At 38.9% G+C, this 9963-nt stretch carries 9 protein-coding genes; 2 read left to right on the top strand and 7 right to left on the bottom strand.

Annotated features, from left to right (window positions below; translation table 11 throughout):
- Window positions 1-138 precede the first annotated feature (138 nt).
- From DK857_RS18850 to DK857_RS18820, 7 genes are all read right to left on the bottom strand, one after another.
- Entirely contained in the window at window positions 139-1737 is a 1599-nt protein-coding gene (locus tag DK857_RS18850) for an ABC-F family ATPase (RefSeq protein ID WP_109393759.1), read from the bottom strand.
- Between the two features lie 260 nt (window positions 1738-1997).
- Window positions 1998-2624: an NAD(P)H-binding protein gene (locus DK857_RS18845; protein ID WP_109402961.1), complete on the bottom strand. Its 627-nt coding sequence runs from the start codon at window positions 2622-2624 to the stop codon at window positions 1998-2000.
- 6 nt (window positions 2625-2630) lie between these two features.
- Window positions 2631-3119, bottom strand: a complete 489-nt coding sequence (hutX, locus tag DK857_RS18840) for a heme utilization cystosolic carrier protein HutX (protein ID WP_375804066.1) — start codon at window positions 3117-3119, stop codon at window positions 2631-2633.
- Window positions 3120-3161: 42 nt separating this feature from the next.
- Window positions 3162-4508, bottom strand: coding sequence for a heme anaerobic degradation radical SAM methyltransferase ChuW/HutW (hutW, locus tag DK857_RS18835; protein WP_375804065.1), 1347 nt, complete (start codon window positions 4506-4508; stop codon window positions 3162-3164).
- Window positions 4509-4521: 13 nt separating this feature from the next.
- Window positions 4522-5400, bottom strand: a complete 879-nt coding sequence (locus DK857_RS18830; protein WP_227003223.1) for a heme/hemin ABC transporter substrate-binding protein — start codon at window positions 5398-5400, stop codon at window positions 4522-4524.
- Between the two features lie 2 nt (window positions 5401-5402).
- Window positions 5403-7541: a TonB-dependent receptor plug domain-containing protein gene (locus tag DK857_RS18825; protein ID WP_109402958.1), complete on the bottom strand. Its 2139-nt coding sequence runs from the start codon at window positions 7539-7541 to the stop codon at window positions 5403-5405.
- A 284-nt stretch (window positions 7542-7825) separates the two neighbouring features.
- The gene (locus DK857_RS18820) at window positions 7826-8308 is read right to left on the bottom strand and encodes a MarR family winged helix-turn-helix transcriptional regulator (protein ID WP_109402957.1); all 483 of its coding nucleotides are present in this window, start codon (window positions 8306-8308) and stop codon (window positions 7826-7828) included.
- 99 nt (window positions 8309-8407) lie between these two features.
- On the opposite strand from DK857_RS18820, the gene DK857_RS18815 reads away from it, so the two are divergent.
- Window positions 8408-9283 (top strand): EamA family transporter, encoded by an 876-nt coding sequence (locus tag DK857_RS18815; RefSeq protein WP_109402956.1) that lies wholly within the window; start codon window positions 8408-8410, stop codon window positions 9281-9283.
- A gap of 83 nt (window positions 9284-9366) precedes the next feature.
- Window positions 9367-9822, top strand: coding sequence for a YaiI/YqxD family protein (locus tag DK857_RS18810; protein ID WP_109402955.1), 456 nt, complete (start codon window positions 9367-9369; stop codon window positions 9820-9822).
- The last annotated feature ends 141 nt before the right edge of the window (window positions 9823-9963 follow it).

The following is a 9963-nucleotide window of genomic DNA, read 5'->3' as shown; positions in this document are numbered from 1 at the left end:
GCCAAAGTAGCAAAGACACTGAGCTTGAACGAAGAGAAAGCAGCGTCATTTAGGCGCAGTCGGTAACAAGCCCTTATAGGGCAAGAGCAAACCACCCGTTTTACGGGTGGTTATGATTACTTTAATTTGGTTATGAAATTAAAGTGTGACACCTTTCTTCGCAAGGAACTCATCGTAAGTTCCTTGGAAATTAGTCACTTTTTCAGGTGTAATTTCAATAATACGATTTGCTAATGAACTTACGAATTCACGGTCATGAGAAACAAAAATCAAAGTGCCTTGATAAAGTTCTAATGCCATATTCAATGATTCGATAGATTCCATATCTAAGTGGTTAGTTGGTTCATCCATAATCAGAATGTTTGGTTTTTGCATCATTATCTTACCAAATAACATTCTGCCTTTTTCACCACCTGATAAAACTTGAACTGATTTTTTCAAGTCATCTTGAGAGAACAGTAAACGACCTAACACGCTACGTACAGATTGCTCGTCATCTTCTGGTTTCATCCATAAGCTCATCCAATCAAATACGGTCATATCTACTTCAAAATCAGTTGCGTGATCTTGTGCATAATAACCAATATTTGAGTTTTCAGACCATTTTAAACGGCCTGTATCTGGTGTTAATTCACCGACTAATGTTTTAATCATCGTCGATTTACCCACACCATTATTACCTAGAATGGCAACTTTTTCGCCCACTTCAAGCATCATATTGACGTCTTTAAACAGTGGGGCATTATCATCATAGCCTTTAGAGATATTTTCCACTTCAAGCGCATTACGGAACAATTTTTTCTCTTGTTCAAAACGAATGAATGGGTTTTGGCGGCTAGAGGCTTTAACTTCAGCTAATTGAATTTTCTCAATTTGCTTAGCACGAGAGGTTGCTTGGCGTGATTTAGATGCATTAGCACTAAAGCGACTTACGAAAGATTGTAATTCACTAATCTGTGCTTTTTTCTTCGCATTATCGGCTAATAAACGTTCACGTGCTTGAGTTGCAGCAAACATATATTCATCATAGTTACCCGGATGAACAGCAAGCGCACCATAGTCTAAGTCAGCCATGTGCGTACATACCATATTTAGGAAATGACGGTCATGGGAAATAATAATCATGGTGCTGTTACGTTCATTTAGCGTTTGCTCAAGCCAACGAATGGTATCAATATCCAAGTTGTTCGTCGGCTCATCCAGTAACAAAATATCTGGATCAGCGAACAGGGCTTGTGCAAGTAACACACGTAATTTCCAACCCGGAGCCACTTCACTCATAGGGCCATTATGTTGTTCTAATGGAATACCTACGTTTAGCAATAATTCGCCAGCACGAGACTCAACAGTGTAACCGTCCATTTCACCAAATTTCACTTCAAGATCGGCAACACGTAAACCATCTTCTTCGCTCATTTCAGGTAAGCTATAGATGCGTTCACGCTCTTGCTTCACTTCCCAAAGTTCAGTGTGACCCATAATCACAGTATCAAGCACAGTAAACTCTTCATAAGCGAACTGGTCTTGTTTTAGTTTACCAAGACGTTCATTAGGATCGAGGAATACGTTGCCGCTACTTGGCACTAAATCGCCACCTAAAATTTTCATAAAGGTTGATTTACCGCTACCATTGGCACCGATTAAACCATAGCGATTTCCGCCACCGAATTTAACAGAAATGTTTTCAAACAGTGGCTTTGAGCCAAACTGCATAGTGATATTATTGCTGATTAACAAGACGAATACTCATTATTAGTGAATGACAAAAGGTAATGGGGCGGCATTATGCCATAAGTTACCCCTATTAAGACAGTAAAGTGACGAATGTCTGTTAAGGAATTTTGGCTGTAAGAGAAAAAATCATCATATTGTGAGTTATTGTCCATAATAAAAGTAAGAAAAAGAGATAACGCAAATACGCTATCTCTTAATGGTGAGCTTAACTTAAAACTTAATATATTCACCGCGCACGCAACGACTTAGTAACCACTTAGTAACTATTTGGAAGGTACTAAATCCGGTTCAACTACAGCATAAACTTGGTCATCTAGAAGATCAGCCTCAAGAATCTGAGTCACTAAACGCGCAACATCTCGGCGATTCACTAAACCATGAGTCTCTTCATATTGATAAAGCTGAGCCTTACCCGTTTCTTCACCATTCAGTAATCCACCCGGTCTTACTATTGCATAATCAAAACGACTGGTTTGCAACCACACTTCAGCCAATGATTTTTCTCTTACGGCTTGGCCAAACGCTGCTTTTGCTCTGTCAGATAAGGCACCCCAACTATCACCACATCCTAAAGATGAAACCATTAGCATACGTTTAAATCCCATTTTCTCCGCAGTATCAATGACAGTTCGATGAGCCAGATAATCATTTTCACCGCCCATTGTGGAAATAATATCTGCTTCTTTTCCTGCTAATGTTAAAACAGCTTCAACAGCTTTAGCATCAATCGCATCACCGATAACGGTTTTTATCCCTTTTTCTTCTAAACGATTAGTCGCTTCTTCGGAACGAACTAAAGCCACAACAGAGCGTTGTTGTGTAACACCAATATCCGCAATATGTGCGCCAACACCTTTACCGCCAGCGCCAAAAATAACCCATGTTTTCACGCGCAATTATTCCTTATTTAATTGTTGTGCTAATTGACGGAAGGCTGATAATTGTTCTGGCAATAATTGACGATGTTCATCTCTGCCAAGGAAAATCTTAAACATTGCAACGCCTTCTTGATTGAAAAATAAAATAGAGGCGGTATCCATACCCATAAATTTACGCTCGATCATTGCAATATATTGGCAATTTTCAGCTTTAATATGGCCTGTCATTCCTTTTTTGCCACGTAAGTTAAAATAGCCATGTCGATGAAAACCACTTGGTAATTCACCGCTAAATTCTAAAATAACATCTTGAGTATGCACAAGTGTGGTGACATTACCCCATTTCATCACACTATCCCATACAGTATCGAATTGTTCGCCACTCATTAATGAGCGTGATGGTAAATGTCTCACGACCTCCAACACTGTGGTATTAAATTGTGTTGCAATAGTTTCCAATGTTCCATCAGGCTCAGTCATTAAAAATTGTTGTAATTCAGTATTCATGATGTTGTTTCCGTCTTCTGATTAATATTCGGGGTAATAAAATTAACGAGGCGTATTTAATTGCAAAATTAATTGCTGTAAGGATGTCAGCAAGTTACTTGCCCAAAACCGACCTTCATTGGTGAGTTTCATACAAAGAAAATCATCTTCGACAAGACCTGCTTGATACCATTGATTTAATAAAGGGGAGAGCAGAGTCGCTTGCGGACTTAACTTGGCTAAATCAACACGCCCGCACTCAATACCAGCTTGTAATTCATGACGCCAACGAAAACCACTGTCAGTTGTACGACTCATCATCATTAAAGGCTTTTGGTTATCTGTAATTTTTTGATAATAGCTATCCAATGAACGCTCAATCATCCATGAATACCCATTAACCGAACCACCAGCACCAGAGCCAAAGGCAAGGCAATCCGCGCCTTGTTTAATTAATAAATTATAGAGATTGCGCTCACGAGTTGTTCTAGCCCAATGGCTATTACTTATCTGATGCCAACCCACATTCTCCATAAAATCACAGCCTTGAAGATATAATGCACGTCGTTCTATCGGCGTTGGCACAGTGACTCGCTGATTTTCAACCGCTTTACCTAATGGTGTATTGGGTAGCAAATTTAATGCGTACAGATCGACACCATCTAAACCAATATCATGGGCAATAGTGAGATCTTCTTGCCAATTTTCCGCATTTTGTCCCGGCAATCCGAATAACAGATCGCACACCACAGCGGCTCTATCACGTAAACAAAGCCCTTTCATAAACTTAGCGGCTTCTTCACCCGTTGATGTTCTTGCCATTCGTTTACGAATTTTGCTATTAAAGGTTTGAATACCAATGGAAAAACGGTTTGCACCTGCATCTAAACAAGCATCAATTCGATTATCATCAAAATTTAAAACGCGGCCTTCAATCGTAATTTCACAATCTGGTGCTAAAGGAAGTGATTGGCGCAAATGTGTGATCACACGATAGAGATCTTTTGCTGATAAGGCAGAAGGGGTTCCGCCACCAAAGTAAACGGCATGAATTGGTGCTGACTGATAAAGTAAGCTATCTGATTCAGCCGATATCTCACGCAATAATGCGTCGGTATAGCGCGTGCAGGCTTCTTCATGGTAGTTATTTTGATAAAAACCGCAAAATGTACAATGAGTTGCACAAAAAGGAATGTGGATATACAACAAACGTTTACATGCAGGTGTTTTACTTTCTAATAAAGCTTGCCATGTTGATTGGTGCTCTTCTTTTGCAATAGGTACAGAGCCTCTCCATGGCATTGTGGCATGTCTATCGCGAAAAGGGCTATCACCCTCAAGTGCAAAATGGGGAGTAAGATCGATTTCAGTCGAAGATTGTATGCTATGTGTTGCGACTAACTCTTTCATTATTAAATCATTCCTACTTATTATCATGAACAGGATCAGCGGGATAAAACTGTTGATGCAATAACTCCACTGCATCTACAATACGAGGCCCCATTCCCAAAATAAGGGATTGATCAATTTCAATAATGCGTTGGTTTTTCCATGCTTGAGTCATTGAAACACCAGGTACAGAAGCAAGCCCTTCAGAAGCCCTTAATCCACCGGTTTGGGTTTTCTGACTTTGTGTTGTAATAACAATTAATTCTGGATTGGCAGCAATAATCGCCTCTGCACTATAAATACGATAGTTCTCGTGCATGGCAATATTCTCTCCACCAGCTAAATGAAGAATGGCATCCGCGACACTGGTTTTTCCTGCAACTTGAGGAATTCCACCTCCAGGTGAAAGAAAAAACATCACTTTTACTTTTTGCTTAATTTGATTATTTTTAGCGTTGATTACGGCTAAACGAGATTGAAGAGAATCAATTAATGCTTCTGCTTCCTTTTGTTTATCTAATGAAATCGCTAGTGTACGAATATTTTTAAGCATCAATTCAAATGTGGCGGGTGTTCTTGGTAAGGAAATTACCTTTACGTTATGCTGTGCCAGTTGGCGTAATACCATTTTAGGTTCTGCATCATCCCAAGTTACAAAAGTAGAAGGGCGTAAAGACAAAATTCCTTCTGTGCTTAGCTGTTTCCAGTATCCGATATGAGGCAATGCTTGCGTTTGTTCAGGGTAAGACGTCGTTTCATCAACGCCAACAACCTTATTTCCAGCACCTATGGCATAAACTAATTCTGTGATAGAGCCACCGGCAATAACCCAACGTTCACTATTATTGTTATCTTTTGCCATTAAGTTAAAAGGTAACAATAACAAGCTAAATGCGATCATTATTTTTTTCATAATTAAAATGCCCATGTCAGACCAACCGCAGCATTAATACCCGTAGCAGGGATAGATTCATGAGCCGTTTGATAACGCTTATTTAAAATATTATTTAAATCAAAGTTGATACGGTATTGATCGTTATTGCCAAATTCCGTACTCAGTGAAAGATTAACCGTTGTCCAACCGGCATAATGCTGTTTGTTTTCGGGGTTGCTATGATCTTTCGCTTTTGTTGCTGCTCTTAAATACAAATCTGACATTAAATTCATATTATTGAGCAATAATAAATGTTTAACGCCAAAGCGAGTCGTTAATGTAGGTTCGCCGGTATCCCATGTTTTCAATGTTGAACCAATAAATTGGCGACGCATCACATTGGCAGAAATATAAGGCGTAATTGACCAACCTTGGTATTGAGCCATCACTTCCATACCATAGGTTTTAGCGCGGTCGATATTGTCATAATAGAAATAATCTGCTCGTCCTGTTTTTCTATTTCCTTCGCAAATAGATTCGCCTGCACAGGCTAGAGATGTGATGTAATCTTTAGCTTCAGAATAATAAATCGCGCTATCGATATACCAATTATTCCCTTTATAACGCGCACCAAATTCCACATTATTAGAGTGTTCAGCGTCAAGATCTCGATTACCGTAAGTCACCGCACCGCCAGCCGTCGTGTTCATAAATTGCTGAACAAGCGTTGGGAAAACATAACCTTGTGCAAACGCGAGACGTAATTCTGTATCTTTGAATCCAGAATAACGTAAATTAGATGACACAATAAATGCGTTATCTCTTACAGGATCAGATCCCAATGTCTTATAACTTGTTCCTGTTTTATTATGATGAACAATTTCATCACCATCTTGTAATTCTGATTTCAACCAATATTGTCTGGCGCCCATTGTCCATGACCAATCCTCTGTTATTTTCCAGTTATTTTGGGCAAAAACAGAAACATTGGTTTGTTTACTGCGGTTATGTAATAGGGATTGTTTTTCATAATTTACAGCTGGTGGAAAACCTGTTGTGCTATTTGAAGATGTTTGACCAACAGAGGTTTGTTTTACTTTATCTTGTTGATATTGAGCTCCTAAAATTAACTCATTATTTGCAGGTAACGTAAAGTTTGCCTGCACAGTCATACCATAAGTATTCTGTGTATCTTCCGATTGGGTTCTGTTTTTAACCGTCAGATTCCCAATCTTTGGGCTATCTGTTGGCGTAACAACACCCACGCGGTTCTCAAATTCTCTCTCTATACGCTGTGTGTAAGCATCAATATGAAGTTTTTTGAAATAATCAGCATCCACATCATAGTCATAAAATAAACCTACTTTTTCACGCTCAAGTTTAGGCACTTTAACGCTAAACTCTTGATACTTTCCTTCATCCGCGTAATAAGATTGTGTCGATAAATTATAACGATCGAGTGAAAGGCCAAACTTATGTTTATCCACTTTATAACCTAACCATGCACCTTGACCGTTATTTCTAAAATGCGTATTAAGTAAACGCCCATCAGGCGTATATCTATCGCCATGATCGGCATAACTTCCATTAAGGCGATATTCAAAATCACCGATAGTACCTGAAATTAACGCAGACTCTCGCCATCCCATTGTGGCTGAGTCATAAACAACTTTCACATTTCCGCCAAAAGGCTTATCGCCACCTTTTTGAGTGATTAAATTCACTACACCGCCAATAGCCTGTGAGCCATAAAGTACAGAATAGGGGCCTTTAACCACTTCAATGCGTTCTAGTGCAGATTCATCAATTAAAATACCAGCACCAAAGTTTTGACCACCTCGCTGATAGGTCACTTCTTGCCCATCAACCAACAAAAGCACGCGTGATGATGCTTCTCCACGAATGCGGATTTGTTTACGACCAGCGAGGCTATTATCCGTGACTTCAACACCTGGGATATCACGTAATTGGTCTGCAATAGAAGAAGAGGTTGATTGAGTTAATGATTCTTTATCAATAACTTGAATAGTAGCAGGGCTATTCCATAAAGAAGATGCGTTACGTGTTGTAGTAACAACGAGAGTTTCTTCTTCAGGCGAAATATTATTAGCAAAAGTGTATTGAAAGAGTGAAAGTGTTAAAGCTGATAATACGAAGCAAGGCTTAAATCGAATATACATAATCGCGAACCTTAATGAGATCAATAATAATTATCATTCGCTTTATAATTTAAGTTTATCTATTCATCAACCACAAAAAGGTAAATAGAATACATCTTTGATTTAAATCAACGTAAAGGTGTGATCTCATGCATATTAGGTGCTTAAATAAACAGAAATGACACAGATAGAAGGGTTTTTAAGCAAGTAGAGAAAAGAAGGTAAGTAAAAACACTCGGTTTATATTCTTACCTTCATTATCGAGAGAGTTAGGTTAAATGGGAGAAAATAAAAGCGGATAAAAACTATTCTAATGTTTTAAGAAAAACTTTAAGCAATTGGTTTAATGTTTGTTGTTCTTGTTGTGATAAACCAGAGACTAAACGTTTTTGATTTTCGACGTGCGCTTCTATTACTTGGTTGATTAAACCCAGACCTTCCGGTGTTAGCGAAACTAAAAAACCACGCCCATCTTCCGGATTAACTTTACGAATAACCCAACCTGCTTTTTCTAATTGGTCAATACGATTTGTCATCGTGCCTGATGTAACCATCAGTGTTGATAACATCTCACCAGGAGAAAGGGTATAAGGATCTCCTGCGCGTCGTAGTGTAGCAAGAACATCAAAACTTGACGTATTTAAGCCAAATTGAGAGAAAACTTTCTCCATTTCGCGCGAAAGGTGCAAAGTTATATTCCCCAATCGACCAATTAATCCCATCGGACTAATATCAAGATCAGGGCGCTCTCGCTGCCATTGTTTAGTAATTTTATCTATTCTGTCCATGTATTCATATTGTCAATTATTTATCTTGACGTCAAGGTATTATCAATTTATCTTGACCTCAAGATAAATTGGTGTGGTAACAATTAAACGAGTGATTTTATGAATAGATACACAACATTACTATTAACGGCATTAGCTCCCATTGTATGGGGGAGCACCTATATTGTAACAACGGAAATGTTGCCCGCTAATGTTCCCATGACACTAGCTGCATTACGTGCATTACCCGCAGGAATTTTATTATTAATTATCATGAGACAACTACCTCAAGGTATATGGTGGTTACGTGTCATTATTTTGGGGATTTTAAATTTCTCGTTGTTCTGGTGGCTATTATTTATTTCAGCCTACCGTTTACCCGGTGGTGTCGCTGCAACTGTGGGGGCAGTTCAGCCTTTAATTGTCTTATTTTTATCTCGTTGGTTATTACAAACACGTCTGTCGTGGTTATCTATTTCAGCCGCATTAGGCGGTATTTTTGGTGTAGCAATATTGATATTAACACCGAATGCAGCACTTGATCCTATCGGAATAATTGCAGGATTAGGCGGCGCATTTTCTATGGCCACAGGTACTGTATTAAGTCGTCGTTGGCAACCGCCAGTTACACCTTTAACTTTTACAGCTTGGCAATTAACTGCTGGTGGCGCTGTATTATTACCTTTTGCATTATTATTTGAACCCGCATTACCTTCATTAACAGGAATTAACCTTTTAGGTTTGGCTTATTTAACCTTAATCGGTGGAGCATTAACCTATATTTTCTGGTTTAGAGGGCTTGCGTTATTAGGACCAAGCTCTGTGGCGTCATTTGGCTTTTTAAGCCCACTAAGTGCGGTTATTTTAGGTTGGGCATTGTTAGGGCAACAATTAACGAACTTACAAATTCTAGGCATGATCGTAATATTACTCAGCATCTGGGCTAATCAACAGTCAGAAAAACGAGAAAGAGCAAAGCTTCAATCACTTAGTTAGGATTAATGTGTTATTTTAGACGCCATAAATACAGACCATTTAATACCGACTGTTTAATACCAAATAATCAAGAGAGTGTTGTTATGCCTATATGGGTTGATGCTGATGCATGTCCAAAAGTAATCAAAGAAGTGTTATATCGTGCAGCAGATAGAGAAAAAGTGATTATTACTTTTGTTGCTAATCAACGATTAATCGTACCCGCATCGCCTTTCTTACGTACATTACAAGTTTCTGCTGGGTTTGACGTTGCTGATAACGAAATTGTTCGCCGTACTAATAAAGATGACTTGGTTATTACCGCTGACATTCCATTAGCAGCCGAAGTCATAGAAAAGGGCGCAGTTGCTCTAAATCCAAGGGGCGAGCGTTATACTGAAGCAACTATTCGGGAACGTCTAAATATACGTGATTTTATGGATACGATGAGAGCAAGCGGGATTCAAACTGGAGGTCCCGCAAGTTTAAGTCAACGTGACCGTCAACTTTTTGCAAATGAATTAGATAAGTGGTTTTTGCAACAAAAGAAACGTACTTAATTTAGACAGCAATAAATGCTTTTAATCATAACCACCCGTAAAACGGGTGGTTTGCTCTTGCCCTATAAGGGCTTGTTACCGACTGCGCCTAAATGACGCTGCTTTCTCTTCGTTCAAGCTCAGTGTCTTTGCTACTTTGGC

Origin of the sequence: Proteus terrae (assembly GCF_003144325.1) — a bacterium.
GTDB classification, from domain to species: Bacteria; Pseudomonadota; Gammaproteobacteria; order Enterobacterales; family Enterobacteriaceae; genus Proteus; species Proteus terrae.
The sequence above is the reverse complement of the archived record's forward strand: the minus strand, read 5'-3'. Positions and strand labels throughout refer to the sequence as shown.

Coding starts and splice junctions, on each gene's coding strand:
- DK857_RS18810 (WP_109402955.1), top strand. CDS start 9,367: ATGCCTATATGGGTTGATGCTGATGCATGTCCAAAAGTAATCAAAGAA.
- DK857_RS18820 (WP_109402957.1), bottom strand. CDS start 8,308: ATGGACAGAATAGATAAAATTACTAAACAATGGCAGCGAGAGCGCCCT.
- DK857_RS18830 (WP_227003223.1), bottom strand. CDS start 5,400: ATGAAAAAAATAATGATCGCATTTAGCTTGTTATTGTTACCTTTTAAC.
- DK857_RS18825 (WP_109402958.1), bottom strand. CDS start 7,541: ATGTATATTCGATTTAAGCCTTGCTTCGTATTATCAGCTTTAACACTT.
- hutX (WP_375804066.1), bottom strand. CDS start 3,119: ATGAATACTGAATTACAACAATTTTTAATGACTGAGCCTGATGGAACA.
- hutW (WP_375804065.1), bottom strand. CDS start 4,508: ATGAAAGAGTTAGTCGCAACACATAGCATACAATCTTCGACTGAAATC.
- DK857_RS18815 (WP_109402956.1), top strand. CDS start 8,408: ATGAATAGATACACAACATTACTATTAACGGCATTAGCTCCCATTGTA.